13 protein-coding genes are annotated in these 15227 nt (G+C 70.3%); 9 read left to right on the top strand and 4 right to left on the bottom strand.

The window, feature by feature from the left end:
* Window positions 1–68: 68 nt before the first annotated feature.
* Together ACZ5AJ_RS08300 and ACZ5AJ_RS08295 are read right to left on the bottom strand one after the other, a co-directional pair.
* Window positions 69–854, bottom strand: a complete 786-nt coding sequence (locus tag ACZ5AJ_RS08300; RefSeq protein WP_464132601.1) for an SIR2 family NAD-dependent protein deacylase — start codon at window positions 852–854, stop codon at window positions 69–71.
* Window positions 851–1702: an aldo/keto reductase gene (locus tag ACZ5AJ_RS08295; protein ID WP_464132597.1), complete on the bottom strand. Its 852-nt coding sequence runs from the start codon at window positions 1700–1702 to the stop codon at window positions 851–853. Before ACZ5AJ_RS08295 ends, ACZ5AJ_RS08300 begins: the two co-directional genes overlap by 4 nt.
* Window positions 1703–1907: 205 nt before the next feature.
* Between ACZ5AJ_RS08295 and ACZ5AJ_RS08290 the strand changes: the two genes are divergently transcribed.
* A complete protein-coding gene (locus ACZ5AJ_RS08290; protein WP_464132594.1) occupies window positions 1908–3248 on the top strand; it encodes an arginine deiminase in 1341 nt (446 codons plus the stop codon).
* 73 nt (window positions 3249–3321) lie between these two features.
* Here the strand turns inward: ACZ5AJ_RS08290 and ACZ5AJ_RS08285 are convergent, their stop codons facing one another.
* Window positions 3322–3894, bottom strand: coding sequence for a GNAT family N-acetyltransferase (locus ACZ5AJ_RS08285; protein ID WP_464132590.1), 573 nt, complete (start codon window positions 3892–3894; stop codon window positions 3322–3324).
* A 304-nt stretch (window positions 3895–4198) separates the two neighbouring features.
* On the opposite strand from ACZ5AJ_RS08285, the gene gcvT reads away from it, so the two are divergent.
* The 7 genes from gcvT to ACZ5AJ_RS08250 all read left to right on the top strand — a co-directional run bounded on the left by gcvT (window position 4199) and on the right by ACZ5AJ_RS08250 (window position 12855).
* The gene (gene gcvT / locus ACZ5AJ_RS08280) at window positions 4199–5350 is read left to right on the top strand and encodes a glycine cleavage system aminomethyltransferase GcvT (RefSeq protein WP_464138721.1); all 1152 of its coding nucleotides are present in this window, start codon (window positions 4199–4201) and stop codon (window positions 5348–5350) included.
* Between the two features lie 139 nt (window positions 5351–5489).
* Window positions 5490–5861: a glycine cleavage system protein GcvH gene (gene gcvH / locus ACZ5AJ_RS08275; RefSeq protein ID WP_464138656.1), complete on the top strand. Its 372-nt coding sequence runs from the start codon at window positions 5490–5492 to the stop codon at window positions 5859–5861.
* 94 nt (window positions 5862–5955) lie between these two features.
* Entirely contained in the window at window positions 5956–8901 is a 2946-nt protein-coding gene (gcvP, locus tag ACZ5AJ_RS08270) for an aminomethyl-transferring glycine dehydrogenase (protein ID WP_464138655.1), read from the top strand.
* A 147-nt stretch (window positions 8902–9048) separates the two neighbouring features.
* A complete protein-coding gene (locus ACZ5AJ_RS08265) occupies window positions 9049–10260 on the top strand; it encodes a cobalamin-independent methionine synthase II family protein (RefSeq protein WP_464138653.1) in 1212 nt (403 codons plus the stop codon).
* Window positions 10261–10425: 165 nt separating this feature from the next.
* Entirely contained in the window at window positions 10426–11568 is a 1143-nt protein-coding gene (locus ACZ5AJ_RS08260; protein ID WP_464138651.1) for a glycosyltransferase family 4 protein, read from the top strand.
* 191 nt (window positions 11569–11759) lie between these two features.
* Window positions 11760–12521, top strand: coding sequence for a gamma-glutamyl-gamma-aminobutyrate hydrolase family protein (locus ACZ5AJ_RS08255; RefSeq protein WP_464138649.1), 762 nt, complete (start codon window positions 11760–11762; stop codon window positions 12519–12521).
* A gap of 94 nt (window positions 12522–12615) precedes the next feature.
* Window positions 12616–12855 carry a hypothetical protein gene (locus ACZ5AJ_RS08250; protein WP_464138648.1) on the top strand — a complete coding sequence of 80 codons (240 nt, stop codon included), beginning with the start codon at window positions 12616–12618 and terminating at the stop codon, window positions 12853–12855.
* Window positions 12856–13041: 186 nt separating this feature from the next.
* Here ACZ5AJ_RS08250 and deoD read toward each other — a convergent pair whose 3' ends face one another.
* Window positions 13042–13764 (bottom strand): purine-nucleoside phosphorylase, encoded by a 723-nt coding sequence (gene deoD, locus ACZ5AJ_RS08245; protein WP_464138646.1) that lies wholly within the window; start codon window positions 13762–13764, stop codon window positions 13042–13044.
* An 80-nt stretch (window positions 13765–13844) separates the two neighbouring features.
* Between deoD and ACZ5AJ_RS08240 the strand changes: the two genes are divergently transcribed.
* Window positions 13845–15206, top strand: coding sequence for an MFS transporter (locus tag ACZ5AJ_RS08240; RefSeq protein ID WP_464138644.1), 1362 nt, complete (start codon window positions 13845–13847; stop codon window positions 15204–15206).
* Window positions 15207–15227 lie beyond the last annotated feature (21 nt).

The raw sequence follows: 15227 nt of genomic DNA, 5'->3' as shown, positions 1-15227 counted from the left end.
GGGATCGTGCTCCGCGGGAGCGGAGGCCGTGGCGAGCGGAGGCGGTGCCGAGGCAGGATGGCGAGCGCTCAGAAGGGATCGAGGAACGATGTCCCTCCGATGCCGTTCATAGCTCGCTCCCATGCGGGCAGAACGTCATGGGCGTCCTGGACGATCACGTGGTCGAAGGCCGTGCTCAGCTCTGGTGAGTGCGGAGGCTCGATGTCCACGAGCACGGTGGTCGCACCGGACTGGTGCGCGAGCGGCGCCAGATGCGCCGCGGGGAACACGGTCCCGCTGGTGCCGACCACCACGAACAGGTCGGCCCTCTGCGCGAGGCGCATCCCCAGCTCGAGGTCCGCAGCAGGCAGCTGCTCGTCGAAGAGGACGACGTCCGGACGGGTCGGCGCTCCGCAGCGAGGGCATCGTCCTGGCACCCCGTGATCCTCCGCGCGGGAGCCCTCGCCGGGCTGCAGGAGGGCGCTCCAGGTGCAGGACGCCTCGAGGCAGACGGCTCGCAGCGCGCTGCCGTGGAGCTCGGCGACGATCTCGCTCCCGGCGGCCTGATGCAGGCCGTCGATGTTCTGGGTGATCACCGGAGCCCCCATGCGCGCGATCGCCCGGTGCCCGGGTGTCGGACCATGGGAGAGGGCGATGGCGGCCATGCGTCCCCACACGCGCCAGAGCTCCGGGAGAGAGCCGGGCAGCCTGTCCGAATGCATAGCCGCTTCCACCTCGGGCTCCAGCGCCCACAGGCCATCCGGCCCTCTGAAGGTCCCCATGCCTGTGCGCGCGCTCAGCCCGGAGCCCGTGAGGAAGACGATCTCGAGGTGCTCGGGGCCCGGATGGAAGTGGCTGATGCGGGCGGAGCTCACCACTCCTCGTGCTCGCGGGAGTCCCACGCCGCGTCCTCGCCCAGATCGAGCGTGGCCAGCAGCGCCCGGTCCTCGTCGTCGAGGCGGACATGCTCGAGGGAGGCGTTCTCGCGCTGGCGCTGAGGATCGGAGGACTTCGGAATCGCGACGACACCCTGATCTATCGTCCACCGCAGCACGACCTGAGCGGTGCTCGCCGAATGCTTGCGGGCGACCTTCTGGAGCGCGAACTGGGCACCGAGGTTGTCCCTGCCCCCCAGCGGTCCCCAGGCCTCGGTGATGATCCCGTGCTCGCGATGGAAGGCGAGTGCATCGGTGCGTGCGAGGGCGGGTGAGAGCTGGATCTGGTTGACCTCCGGCCAGGTCCCGGTCGCCTCGACGAGCTCCTGGACCTGCTCGGGGCGGAAGTTGGAGACGCCGATGTGCTGGGTCAGGCCCTCCTCCTTCAGGTCGATCAGGGTGCGCCACGTGTCCACGGCGAGACCCCGCGACGGGTTGGGCCAGTGGATCAGCACGAGGTGGGCGGAGGCCAGGCCCAGTCGGCGCAGCGACTCCCCGAGTCCCGCGCGGGCGGCTTCGCGCCCCTGGTCGCCTCCGGCGATCTTGGTGGTCACGAGCACCTCGTCAGCGTCGACGCCGCTGCGACGGATCGCCTCCCCGACGGCGGCCTCGTTGCCGTACTGGGCCGCGGTGTCGATCAGCCGATACCCGGAGCGCAGCGCGGCCTCCACGGCCTCGACGCCGCCGACGCCCTTGAGGCTCGAGGTCCCGAAGCCGATCAGGGGGAACGCGCTGCCGTCGGCGAGGGAGGTCTGCGGGATGGACAGCACGGGAGCGGTCTCGTTCATGATGACTCCTGGGATGAGGGCACGGACCAGTCCAGGCTAGCCATCTCCGGCGCCGGACGCGATCGCACCGGGCACCCGCGACGGAGGAGCGAGGATGCTCACCCGCTGATGGCGATCCTCGCGAAGGCTGCGGCGGATCGTCGGAGCAGGGACGGAGCGTCCGGGGCGCTGGTACGGTGCATCCACCGAGCCCGAGGAGTTCACGATGAGCGTCGCCGATGCCGAGCTGGCGGCCGGGCATGGTGCCGCATCCGCGGGACCGGCCGCGTCCGCTGCTGCAGGGAGCGCGGGCGTCGGTGTGCATGACGAGATCTCACCGCTGAAGCGCGTGCTCGTGCACACACCCGGTCCGGAGCTCGAGCGGCTGACTCCGGAGACCCGTGAGCGCTTCCTGTTCGACGAGGTGCTCTGGCCCCAGCGTGCCCGCAGCCAGCATGAGGGGTTCATCAGGATCCTCGAGGCGGAGGGGGTGCAGGCGCTCCGGCTCGGAGACCTGCTGGAGGACATCCTGTCGGACCCGCTTCCGCGTTCGGAGCTGCTCGAGAGGACGGCGGACCCGGCGGTGCTCGGTGACATCGCCGCGCGGGAGCTGCGCGAGGCGCTCACGAGGCTGGGCGAGGAGGATCCAGGGCGCCTGAGGGACGCCCTGCTGGCCGGGATCACGGCAGGAGAGCTGGCCGCATGGGGATCAGCCTCCCGATCGATCGTGCTGCAACGGCTGTCGCCGGAAGAGCTCGTCCTCGATCCGCTGCCCAATCATCTGTTCACCCGGGACTCCTCCGCATGGATCGGGAGCAGCGTGTCCATCAGCCCGATGCGGCGGGCAGCACGGCGCCGGGAGGCGATCCATCTGGACATGATCTATCGACGGCATCCTCTGTTCGCCGGTGCCTTCGGCGCGGCGGATGGGACGGCCGCCGAGCCCGGGGCGGGACGGCTGCTGACCATCGGGGGAGATCGACCGGGGAGGACGAGCGTCGAGGGCGGGGACATCATGATGCTCTCGCCGCGCACTGCGGCGATCGGACTGTCCGAACGGACGAGCACCGTCGGCGCCGAGCATCTTGCGGCGGCCGTCCTGGAGGCCGACGAGGTCGACCGTGTGATCGCGATCGCGCTGCCCCATCGTCGTTCGATGATGCATCTCGACACCGTGATGACGGTGGTCGATGCCGAGAGCCTGCTGCGGTTCGGGCCCCTGGGGATGCTCGAGACCTTCGAGATCCATCGGCGCGAGGGACATCTCGTCTCGCGCGCACGGGCGAGGGACGAGATGGACCAGGTCCTCGCCTCCGGGCTCGGGGTGAGTGCGCTGCGATCGATCGTCCCGCCGCTGGAAGCGCACGGCGCCGCGCGCGAGCAGTGGGACGACGGGTGCAACGTGCTCGCCGTCGCGCCGGGCCGGGTGATCGCCTACGAACGGGCCCACGCGACCAACGACCATCTGCGTGCGCAGGGTATCGAGGTCATCGAGCTGGACGGCGACGAACTGGGTCGCGGGCGCGGCGGCCCGCGCTGCATGAGCTGCCCGATCGCACGCGGATGAGCGGGAACCGGATGACCGGAGCGAAGAGCGGATCTGCGACGGAGGGTCGTCGTGGAGCGAGCGGGGCCGCGTGTCAGCCGAGGGATGGCGGCGGCGGATCCGATGCCGGCTGGAGGGCCTGCTCCGGATCGGGAAGGCCCTCGCGCAGGGATCTCTCCATCAGCAGCTGCTGAGCTCCGAACTCCTCGAGCCCCTTGCGCACCGAGAAGCCCAGGCGCCGGAGGAGCGCCACGCTGCGCTTGTTGCGCGTCTGCGTCACGGCGATCACGTGATCATCCTCGAGATGCTCGCACGCCCATCTCAGCACGGCGAGGCAGGACTCGGCGGCGTAGCCCTGACCTGTGCGCTCCGGGATCAGTGCGTAGGAGAGCTGGAGCTCACCACGGTCGTAGTCCAGGGTGATCGAACCGATGACCTCCCCGGTCTCCTCGAGCACCAGCACCCATCGGCCCCAGGTGAGGCCCAGCGGAGAGAGCTCGAGCGCCTGGCGCGAGGCATAGTCCACGGATCCGCCGAGATACTCCCGGGTGACCGGATGCGTCAGGAGACGGATCATCGCCTCGCGATCGGGGTCCATGGGCTCCCGGATCAGCAGCCGGGGGCTGCGGAGCCGGACCGGCCACTGGTCGGAGCCTTCCTTCGTCACCCCTCCACCGTACAAGCACCGCCCGTCGCCCGCAGTCGGGACGGAGCAGTCGGGACGGAGGGAGGCATGGGCTCGCGGGCGGCTGAGCGGCGGGCGAGTCGGGGGCGCAGACGTCCGCGTGCAGGACGGCGCGGGACCGGGCCGGCGGTGAGCAGGCGGCGGGGGAGCGCTGATGCCCGTGGTGTCTGTGACGGCGGTACCGGCCGGGTACAGTGACCGTGCGAGACAGGACCTCCGCGTGACGGAGCTCTGCCGCGCCGAGAACGGCGATCCCGTCACCGGCATCCGCGACCGAAGGAGCACCATGGCCGAGTCCCTGCGCAGCACCGCTCTCGAGAGGGTCCACGAGTCGTCGGGGGCGACCTTCACGGATTTCGCGGGATGGCGGATGCCGGTGCGCTACGACTCCGATCTCGGTGAGCACTCCGCGGTGCGCACCAGCGCTGGGATCTTCGATCTCAGCCATATGGGGGAGATCCGTCTGCGCGGTCCGCAGGCGGGCGATGCCCTCGACCATGCGCTCGCAGGGAAGCTGTCGGCGCTGCCCGTCGGTCGGGCCAAGTACTCGCTGCTGCTGACCGAGCAGGGGACGGTCATCGACGACGTCATCGTCTATCGCCTCGACCCGGAGCAGTTCCTGGTGGTCGCCAACGCGGCCAACACCGAGGTCGACGTCGCGGCGCTCGTCGAGCGCGCCGACGGCTTCGACGCCGCCGTCGAGGACGCCTCGGCGGAGACGGCTCTGATCGCTGTGCAGGGGCCGGCGAGCGAGCGGATCGTGCTGGACGCCCTCGTCGGCGAGGAGGGCGGGACAGATGAGTCGGAGGCCGGCGTCGGAGGGATCAGCCGTGAGGCGATCTCGGGCCTGAGGTACTACCGCGCGATCCAGGGGACCTTCCGAGGGGCTGAGCTGCTGCTGGCCCGCACGGGATACACCGGTGAGGACGGGTTCGAGCTGTACGTCCCCTCTGAGCACGCCGTCGCGCTGTGGGAGCTGCTCACGGCGGCGGGGGGAGACCGTCTGACACCGTGCGGCCTCGCCTGCCGGGACACGCTCCGGCTCGAGGCCGGCATGCCCCTCTACGGCCACGAGCTCTCCCGCGATCTTCTTCCGGCGCAGGCGGGGCTGGGGCGCGTCGTCGCCCTCGCATCTCCGGAGGACTTCGTCGGACGAGCCGCGATCGAGGCATCGGACCTCCGAGACCTGCCGGTGCTGGTGGGCCTGAGCGCCGAGGGGCGGCGCGCCGCCCGTGCCGGATCGCCGGTCCGCACACCCGAGGGCGAGGAGGTCGGGTCGATCACCTCCGGTGCTCTCAGCCCGACTCTCGGACACCCGATCGCCATGGCCCTCGTGCATCCCGCGCACGTCGCCCCCGAGACAGCGCTGGTCGCCGACGTGCGGGGCCGGGACCTTCCGGTCACGGTCGTCCCGCTGCCCTTCTACTCCCGGTCCTGATGCTCCCGGTCCTGGCCCGCGTCCGGGTGGTATCCCCTGCGGACAGGACCCTTCCATCATCCGCCGGTTCACCCGCCGCACTCCTCCCTCCGCTTCTCCACCCACCGCATAACGATCGCGTCCCAGGAAGGACCACTCCATGGCAGACGAGCTCCGATACAGCAAGGACCACGAATGGGTCCGCATCGCCGAGGACGGCAGCGCCGTGATCGGCGTCACCGACTTCGCAGCCGGGCAGCTCGGCGACGTCGTCTACGTCGACCTCCCCGACGTCGGCGACAGCCTCACGGCGGGGACGGAGATGGGCGAGATCGAGTCGACGAAGTCCGTCTCCGACCTGTTCTCCCCGATCGACGGCACCGTGCTGAGCGTGAACCAGGACGTCGTCGACTCGCCCGAGCTGGTCAACGCCTCTCCGTTCGACAAGGGCTGGCTGATCACCGCGAGCTTCGACGAGCTCCCCGAGGACCTTCTCAGCGCCGAGGAGTACTCGAGGCTCACCGAGGCCTGACAGGTCGTCCGGCAGCATCCGTCGGCGGTCGGCGGAGGTCCGTCGGCCGCCGCCTCCGTCGCACCATCACATCGCACCCGGGAGTCCACTGCGCATGTCCGTCCCTTCCCTGCACCGCTCTGACTCGTTCGTCCCGCGCCATGTGGGACCCAGCCCCGAGGAGCAGACCCGCATGCTCGAGGCCCTGGGCCTCGACTCGCTCGATGAGCTGCTGCGCAGGGCGGTGCCCTCGACGATCCTGCTCGAGGCCGACGCCCCCTCCGGGGTGCCCGACGGCGTCCCCGAGCCCGTCGCGCTCGAGGAGCTGCGGGCGCTCGCGGACCGCAACCGCGTGCGCCGCTCGCTGATCGGCCTGGGGTACTACGGGACGCACACCCCCGCGGTGATCCAGCGCAACGTGCTGGAGAACCCCGCCTGGTACACGGCATACACGCCCTACCAGCCGGAGATCTCGCAGGGTCGGCTGGAGGCGCTGCTGACCTTCCAGACCATGATCTGCGACCTCACCGGGATGGACGTCTCCAACGCGTCGACGCTGGACGAGGCCACGTCCGCGGCCGAAGCCCTGATGCTCGCACGCCGCACCGGCCGCGGCAGGCCGCCCGTCTTCCTGGTGGATGCGGATGCGCTGCCTGCGACCAAGGCGGTCCTGGCCGGACGGGCGGAGGGGCTCGGCATCGAGCTGCGGGAGATCGACTTCGCCGCCGACGGCGCCCCGGAGGAGGACGTCCTCGGTGCACTCATCCAGTATCCGGGTGCCTCCGGACGAGTCTGGGACCCGAGCTCCGTGATCGCAGCGGTGAAGGGGACCGGTGCCGTGGCGATCGTCGCCGCGGACCTGCTGGCCCTCACCCAGCTGGCGTCGCCCGGTTCCCTCGGGGCCGACGTCGTCATCGGCACCTCGCAGCGCTTCGGCATCCCGCTCGGCTTCGGCGGCCCGCATGCCGGTTACGTCGCCGTGCGCAGAGGTCTGGAGCGGCAGCTCCCCGGACGCCTGGTCGGGATCTCGAAGGACGCGGCAGGAGATCCCGCCTATCGCCTCTCGCTGCAGACCCGCGAGCAGCACATCCGTCGTGAGAAGGCGACGAGCTCGATCACCACCGCTCAGGTGCTGCTGGCGGTGATGGCCGCCATGTACGCCGTCCACCATGGTCCGGAGGGGCTCGATCGGATCGGCGCCCGAGTCGCCGAGCGCACCGCACGCCTGGCCGCGGGACTGAGGGAGGACGGGTTCGAGCTCGTCCACGAGTCCTTCTTCGACACGATCGAGCTGCGTGCTGCCGGCCGGGCCGAGGAGATCGTGCAGAAGGTGGGCGAAGCCGGTTGGCTGCTCCACAGCCCTGATGCTGACACCGTCCATCTCAGCCTGGACGAGACCGTGACCGACGAGGACCTCCTCTCGATCGCCGCGGCGCTCGCGCCCTTCGCCCCGTCCCCGTCGGCCGGAGCCGCAGAGCGGCGGGTCGAGGTCGGCGCAGGATGGGGGGATCTCGCACGTGAGCGGGACTATCTGCGCCACCCCGTCTTCTCCTCGTTCCGCTCGGAGACCGCGATGATGCGGTACCTCCGCCGACTCGCCGACCGCGACTTCGCGCTGGACCGCGGCATGATCCCGCTGGGTTCTTGCACGATGAAGCTCAATGCGGCAGTCGAGATGGCGGGCATCACCTGGGCGGGCTTCAGCGCGATCCATCCTCTGGCCCCGCGCGAGGACGTGGAGGGGCATCTCGCCATGATCGATCAGCTCGAGCGGTGGCTCGCGGGACTGACCGGATACGATGCCGTCTCGCTGCAGCCGAACGCCGGCTCGCAGGGGGAGTTCGCAGGGCTGCTGGCGATCCGTGCCTTCCACGCCTCCCGGGGCGAGGCCGGCCGCGACGTCTGCCTGGTACCGAGCTCCGCCCATGGCACCAATGCGGCCAGCGCCGTGAACGCGGGTCTGCGCGTGGTGGTCGTCGCCTCGGACTCCCGCGGCAGCATAGACATCGACGACCTCCAGCAGAAGATCAAGGATCACGGGGACGAGCTCGCGGCCATCATGATCACCTATCCCTCCACCCACGGGGTGTACGAGGAGCAGGTGCGAACGGTCTGCCAGCTGGTGCACGACGCCGGCGGACAGGTCTATGTCGATGGAGCGAACCTCAACGCGCTGCTGCAGGTCGCCCGCCCCGGCGAGTTCGGCGGCGACGTCTCCCATCTGAACCTGCACAAGACCTTCTGCATCCCGCACGGCGGAGGCGGACCGGGAGTGGGGCCGGTCGCGGCGAAGGCGCATCTGACGCCGTTCCTCCCCGGGCACCCGGCGATCCAGAGGGCGGAGCACCCGGTGGTCGGGCAGGGCACGATGGTCCATGGTGGTGCGCCGGTGTCCCAGGCGCCCTTCGGATCCGCATCGATCCTCCCGATCTCCTGGACGTACATCCGGCTGATGGGTCCTGAGGGACTGCGCCATGCGACGGCATCGGCGGTGCTCTCGGCGAACTATGTCGCGCACCGGCTGAAGGGCGCATACGAGATCCTCTACACGGGGGACGAGGGCCTCGTGGCCCATGAGTGCATCGTGGACCTGCGCCCGCTGACCGCTCGCACCGGCATCACGGTCGATGACGTCGCCAAGCGGCTGATCGACTACGGATTCCATGCGCCGACGATGTCGTTCCCGGTCGCGGGGACGCTGATGGTCGAGCCCACCGAGTCGGAGGGACTCGATGAGCTGGACCGCTTCGTCGACGCGATGCTCATGATCGCCGAGGAGGCCGACCAGGTCGCCTCCGGAGTCTGGCCGGCCGAGGACAATCCCCTGGTGAATGCTCCGCACACCGCCGCCTCGATCGCGACGGGGGAGTGGACCCATCCCTACTCCCGCGAGATCGCCGTGTATCCGGGCAGCAGGAGCGCCGCAGCCGACGGTGCGGTCCATGACAGCGCGCAGATGCGCATCCAGTCCAAGTACTGGCCGCCGGTGCGTCGCATCGACCAGGCATGGGGCGACCGTCATCTCGTGGCGACGTGGCCTCTGCCCGAGGAGCGGAGCTGAACGGAGGGATCGAGGAGCGGAGCTGAACGGAGGGGTCGTCGCCGCCGATCCGCGACCTGCGTGGTGCGTGCCATAGGCTCTGTCGGGCGTGAACCCGTATGACGGACCGCCGGCTCCTCGGGGTGTCATACCGCTTAACCTGCGAGCATGACCGACATCCTCACCACCCATGCGGGATCCCTTCCTCGGACTCCCGAGCTGATCGCCGCCAACGCCGCCCGCCCCCTGGCCGAGGACGGCATCGCTCCCATCCCCACCGACGAGCACCGCGAGGTCCTGGCGCAGGCCGTCGCCGACGTCGTCGCACGTCAGCAGAGGATCGGCATCTCCGTCCCCGGAGACGGCGAGTACGGTCACGCGATGGGCACCTCCGTGAACTACGGCTCCTGGTGGTCCTACATCTTCGACCGGACCTCGGGGCTCGAGCTGACCGGCTCGGATCACCTCAGCGGGGAGCCTGTGCGCTCGACGCCCGGGAACGTTCGTCTGACGACCTTCCCCGATCGTCGGGACTGGACGATCTTCAAGGCCGCCTACACCGATCCCACCTCCGGCATCTCCCTGGGAGGACAGCACACCTTCCCCGCGGCGACCTCCGAGATCGCCTACTCGGATCTCGGCCGCGAGCTCGTCGCGCAGGACACGGCCAACTTCCGCTCCGCTCTGGACGCCTCCGGGTACGGGACGGGCTTCATCACCTCGCTCTCGCCGGGATCGGGAAGCCGGATCGTCGACGATCACTACGGCGACGAGGACGCCTTCCTCGACGCCTGGGTCGAGGTCATGCGTCCGGAGTACGAGGCGATCGCCGCTGCTGGCCTGCTGGTCCAGGTCGACGATCCGTCGTTCGCGGAGAACTGGGACCAGATCAATCCCGAGCCCTCGGTCGAGGACTACCTCGCGTTCACGCGCAAGCGCGTCGAGGCGGTCAACAGGGCGCTGGAGAACGTGCCCACCGAGCAGACTCGCTTCCACCTGTGCTGGGGCTCCTGGCACGGGCCGCACACCACCGACATTGAGCTGCGCCACATCGTCGGCCTGCTCCTCGAGGTCGACGCGAGGTACTACAGCTTCGAGGCCGCCAACGCCCGCCACGAGCACGAGTGGACCGTGTGGCAGGACGTCGAGCTGCCCGAGGACCGGGTGATCGTCCCGGGCATCGTCTCCCATGCCACCAATGTCGTGGAGCATCCTGAGCTGGTCGCTCAGCGGCTCGAGCGGTTCGCCCGCATCGTCGGCCCTGAGCGCGTGATCGGCTCGACCGACTGCGGCCTGGGCGGGCGCATCCATCCCGACATCGCCTGGGCCAAGCTCGAGTCGCTCGTGCAGGGCGCGGAGATCGCTTCCCGGCGACTCTGAGCGGGGAGGGCGTCGGTGCGTCGCCCCTGGGCGGACGACGCATCGATGACGCACCGACGACGCCGCGATGCGGCGCGAGGCCGACGGACAGGTTGTCACCGGACCGTCGGCCTCGCGTCATCCGGGGGCTGGGACTCAGCCATCCGCCGAGGAGACGATGCGGGCGTGAGGATCCTTGTCGTGGCCGAGTCCTTCCTCCCCCATGTGAACGGTGTGACCAACTCGGTCCTGCAGATCGTCGAGCGCTTCGCAGCCGCGGGCGAGGACCTGGAGATCATCGCCCCGCACCGACGGGGAGCTGATCGCTTCCTGCGCACCGCCTGCGGGCGCCGGGTGAGAGTGCACCGGATCGCTTCCGCGCCCCTGCCCGGGTACTCCGATGTTCGGATCGCCGCTGCGAGCGCCGCACTGCTGCGCCGCCGCATCGAGGACTTCGCCCCCGATGTCGTCCATCTCGCCTCTCCCACGATCCTCGGCGGACGCGCTGCGGTCGCCGCTCAGAGGGCGGGCGTCCCGGCGGTCGCCGTCTACCAGACGGACATCCCCGGATACACCGCGAAGTACGGGATGCCGTTCCTCGAGGCGGCTTCCTGGCAGCTGCTGCGGGACGTCCACAACCGCTGTGCTCTCACGCTCGCACCCTCCCGGGCGACCCGGGACCAGCTCGAGGAGCACGGGATCGCGAACGTGCGCCTGTGGGGCCGGGGAGTGGACACCTCTTCCTTCTCGCCGTCGCTGCGCAGCGAGCGACTGCGCGCCCGGTATGCCGAGGACGGCGAGAGGCTGGTCGCCTATGTCGGCCGCCTCGCACCGGAGAAGCAGGTCGAGGATCTCCGGGTCATCCATGACATCCCCGGTGTGCGGCTCCTGATCGTCGGCGACGGACCGGAGCGCGAGGTGCTGCGCAGGGCCATGCCGCGCGCCCGCTTCGCGGGCTTCCGCAGCGGTACCGATCTGGGTGCGCACCTGGCCAGCGCGGATCTGTTCGTGCATCCGGGAGAGCTCGAGACCTTCGGGCAGACGCTCCAGGAGGCGATGGCATCCGGCCTGCCGGTCATCGCCCCGCGCCGCGGCGGCCCGATCGACATCGTCGACCCCAGCCGCACGGGCCACCTCTATGCGCCGGGGATGCTCGACGAGCTGCGCGAGGCGGCCACCGACCTCCTGTTCGACGACGCCAAGCGCCGCGCGATGGGGGAGGCGGCGCTCGAGTCCGTCAAGCGGCGCACCTGGCCGGTGCTGTGCGAGCAGCTGCACGAGCACTATCGCGCGGCGATCGAAGAGGCGGTGGGCGAGCCGGCCCACTGAGTCCCGCGCAGAACCCGCGCTGAGGGCCGACGCCGAGACCCTGCGCTCGGACCTCGTGCTGAGGACCGTTCCGTCGTCGCTGTCACGGCGGCGTCATATTCCGCCACGGATGTCGCGCAGCGGGCACCCGGAGGAGTGGACTGTGCCTGTCGCCGATCGGCGGCGCCCCCTCCACGCGGAAAGGACCACTCATGGCGCAGCGCACGACCTCCCGTCGACCGCTCATCGGAGTCACCGCGGGAGCGACCCGGATGATGTCCGGCGCCTGGGAGGGTCATCGCGTCGTCACCGTGACCGAGCACTATGTGCGCGCCATCCGCGAGGCCGGCGCCCGGCCCGTGATCATCGCCCCGCAGGACGAGTGGAGCGACGAGGAGGTCGCCGAGCTCGACGGGATCGTGCTCACCGGCGGCACCGACCTGGATCCGACCGGGTTCGGCGAGGCTCCGCTCCCCACCGACATGACTCCGGATCCGGAGCGCGACGCCTTCGAGACCGCGCTGTACCGGGCTGCCCGACGGGCAGAGGTCCCCGTCCTCGGCATCTGCCGCGGCCTGCAGATCATCGTCGTCGCCGAGGGGGGATCTCTGCACCGCCACCTTCCGGTGGATCTTCCCTCGCATCCCTCCACGGGGCTCGCCCCCACACAGGTGGAGGTCGAGATCGATGCCGACAGCGACATCGCCCTCGCGCTCGGCACCAGTGCCGAGGTCACCGCCTACCATCACCAGGGCGTCCGTGGTGTCGCCGGCGATCTCCGGACGGTCGCCCACCACGCGAGCGGGCTGCCGCTCGCGGTCGAGGCCACCTGCGGCTCCCCGGTGATCGCCGTGCAGTGGCATCCCGAGCTCGATGCTCCGAACGGGGAGGGCGAGAGCCTGTTCTCGGCGCTGCTGGGTGCGATCCGCCACCGTCAGGATGCGCGCACCGCCCTCGTGGCTGGTCTAGGATGAGGACTGAGCGTCATCATCCGGGATCGCCGACCGCGAGCGCACCGTCCGAGAGCAACGGTCCTGAGCGAACCCCTCGAGCGGAGGAAGCAGCAGCATGAGCACTGAGCAGGCCACCCCCACGGCCGAGCAGGTCGAGGGCCGCGAGTCGGTCACCACCCATGAGGGCAACAGCGTCGTCCAGTCGTGGGTGCTCTTCGCGATCCTGTTCGTCCTCTTCGCCGCGGGCCTCTACGTCATGAGCCTCTTCACCGCGGTCACCTTCCTGGTCGGCCTCGGAATGGTGCTGCTCGCGCTCTTCCTGACCTTCGACACCGTTCCGCGCTTCCTCTCCTGACGGAGGAGCAGGTCCCCTTCCCGGGACGCTCCGAGCACCTGCGCGAGAGCCCGGCACCGAGAGGTGCCGGGCTCTCGCGCATCAGGTGCCGCCCGGAGTGCCGCAGGGAGCGTCAGGTGCCGCCGAACGGCTCCGCCGATCCATCACGAGCTCGGACGCGGAGGAGCTCTCAGGATCGGCAGCAGCTCAGGAGCGTCCCCGATCCAGCCTCACCACGGTCTCGAGGGCCATCACGATCATGTCCTCGAAGGACTCCTGCCGTTCGAGCGCGCTGGTCTCCTCTCCGGTGAGCAGGTGGTCCGAGACGGTGCAGACCGCCAGTGCGCGCCGCGAGAACTGTGCGGCCAGCGTGTACAGCGCGGCGGCCTCCATCTCCACCCCGAGTACCCCGTACCCCGCGAGCGTCGAGGTGATGAGCGGATCGGGGTTGTAGAACTGATCGGAGGAGAACAGCCCTCCGGCGACGACCGGCAGCAGACGCTCCTCGGCGACGTCAGCGGCGATCCGGGCGAGCTCGAAGTCAGCGGCCGGAGCGAAGGAGACCTCGCCGAAGCGCACTCGATTCATGCTCGAATCCGTCGAGGCGGCGAGCCCGAGGATGACATCGCGGACCTTGACGCGCTCCGACAGCGCTCCGCATGTGCCCACGCGGATGATCGCCTGCACGTCGTAGTCCGAGAACAGCTCCTGGGCGTAGATCGCCATCGAGGGCTGCCCCATGCCGGAGCCCTGCACGGAGATGCGCACCCCCTGATAGGTGCCGGTGTAGCCGAGCATCCCGCGCACCTCGTTGTACTGGACAGGATCCTCGAGGAAGGTCTCGGCGATCCACCGCGCGCGGTAGGGATCGCCCGGCATCAGCACGTAAGGGGAGATCTGATCGGGAGAGGCACCGATGTGTGTCGACATGCGCACAGCGTACGTGGGGGCGCGGGGCTGATGCCGCAGGCGTTGCGGACCGGTGCTCAGAAGGAGGAGGATGGTGCGTCGTGAACGCTCACTCCGATGATCGTGCGCGTCCCGACGCCACTGCCTCCGACGTGTCCCGCGATGCTTCGCCCGACGGTGACGGCGACGGCGAGGGTGGCGGCGCACGCGCGGTCGCCGCCGACGCCCGCCGCGCGCGCTGGGCGGTCTCGCTGCTGTTCTTCATCAACGGCGCATCGTTCTGCGCCATCCTTCCCCGCTACCCGGAGCTCGTCGAGCAGATCGGCCTGAGCAACACCGCCTTCGGCCTCGCCGTCGGCATCGGGCCCGTCGGCGGGCTGCTGGCCGGGCTCACCGCCGCGACTCTCATGCGTCGTTTCGGCTCGGCGCGCTCCGCCGTCGTCGCCCAGGTCGCCGCCTCCACCGTCCACCTCGCGGTGTACACCTCCGGGTCCTGGCTCTGGCTGGCGGCCGCTCTGCTCCTCGCCGCAGCGGCGGACTCCATCACCGACATCTCCATGAACGCCCATGGCATGCGGGTGGAGCGCCGCTACCGCCGTTCCATCATGAACAGCTACCACGGATGGTGGTCGCTGGGTGCGGTCGCGGGCGGCCTCCTCGGAGGGGCGGCGGCGCAGGTCGGCCTCGCCCTGTGGCTGCAGGGACTGATCGGTCTGGTGCTCTTCGGGGCTCTCGCCCTGGTCTCGGGGAGGTTCATGCTCCCCGGCCACGACGCGACGGAGCGGCCGGAGGTGGCCTCGCCGTCCGTGTCCAGCGCCGCAGAGGTACCGGTCGACGGGGAGGCGCCGTCGGCCGTCGGCCGCAGCATCGCCGGGATGAGCCTGCGCGGACTCGCGCTGATCGTCGCACTCGGCATCGTCCTGGTCTTCGCCGGCTCCACCGAGGACGCCGGAAGCACCTGGGGGGCGCTGTTCATGACCTCGACCTTCTCGGTCACCCCCTTCGTCGCGAGCCTCGCCTTCGTCTGCCTCCAGGGAGCACAGACGATCGGTCGGTTCACCGGCGATGCTGTCGTCGACCGGCTCGGCGACCGCACCACGGCACGTCTCGGGGCACTGGTGTCGGCGATCGGCATGAGCTTCGCGCTGCTGGTCCCGACCCCGGTGACCGCGATGATCGGTTTCGCCGCCGCCGGCTGGGGAGTGGCGACGCTCTTCCCGGCGGCGTACCGGGCGGCCGATGACATGCCGGGCGTTCCCCACGGCGTCGGCATCACCGTCGTCGGTTGGATAGCCCGGGTGGGCTTCTTCGCGACCCCGCCGCTCGTCGGTGTGCTCGCCGACGCGCTGACCCTGCGGTACGCGCTGTGGCTCGTGCCTCTCTACGCCGTCGGGATCCTGATCTTCTCCGGCGCGTTCAGCACCCGCAGGCGACGGCAGGGAGACCGGCCCTCGAGCGCCTGAGCACGAGAGGCGCCGCTTCGG

The organism is Brachybacterium zhongshanense (assembly GCF_055385755.1).
The sequence above is the reverse complement of the archived record's forward strand: the minus strand, read 5'-3'. Positions and strand labels throughout refer to the sequence as shown.

What these genes read in the sequence shown, in the direction of transcription:
- ACZ5AJ_RS08295 (WP_464132597.1), bottom strand. Translation starts at nt 1,702, where the DNA reads ATGAACGAGACCGCTCCCGTGCTGTCCATCCCGCAGACCTCCCTCGCC.
- ACZ5AJ_RS08290 (WP_464132594.1), top strand. Translation starts at nt 1,908, where the DNA reads ATGAGCGTCGCCGATGCCGAGCTGGCGGCCGGGCATGGTGCCGCATCC.
- gcvT (WP_464138721.1), top strand. Translation starts at nt 4,199, where the DNA reads ATGGCCGAGTCCCTGCGCAGCACCGCTCTCGAGAGGGTCCACGAGTCG.
- gcvH (WP_464138656.1), top strand. Translation starts at nt 5,490, where the DNA reads ATGGCAGACGAGCTCCGATACAGCAAGGACCACGAATGGGTCCGCATC.
- gcvP (WP_464138655.1), top strand. Translation starts at nt 5,956, where the DNA reads ATGTCCGTCCCTTCCCTGCACCGCTCTGACTCGTTCGTCCCGCGCCAT.
- ACZ5AJ_RS08265 (WP_464138653.1), top strand. Translation starts at nt 9,049, where the DNA reads ATGACCGACATCCTCACCACCCATGCGGGATCCCTTCCTCGGACTCCC.
- ACZ5AJ_RS08255 (WP_464138649.1), top strand. Translation starts at nt 11,760, where the DNA reads ATGGCGCAGCGCACGACCTCCCGTCGACCGCTCATCGGAGTCACCGCG.
- ACZ5AJ_RS08250 (WP_464138648.1), top strand. Translation starts at nt 12,616, where the DNA reads ATGAGCACTGAGCAGGCCACCCCCACGGCCGAGCAGGTCGAGGGCCGC.
- deoD (WP_464138646.1), bottom strand. Translation starts at nt 13,764, where the DNA reads ATGTCGACACACATCGGTGCCTCTCCCGATCAGATCTCCCCTTACGTG.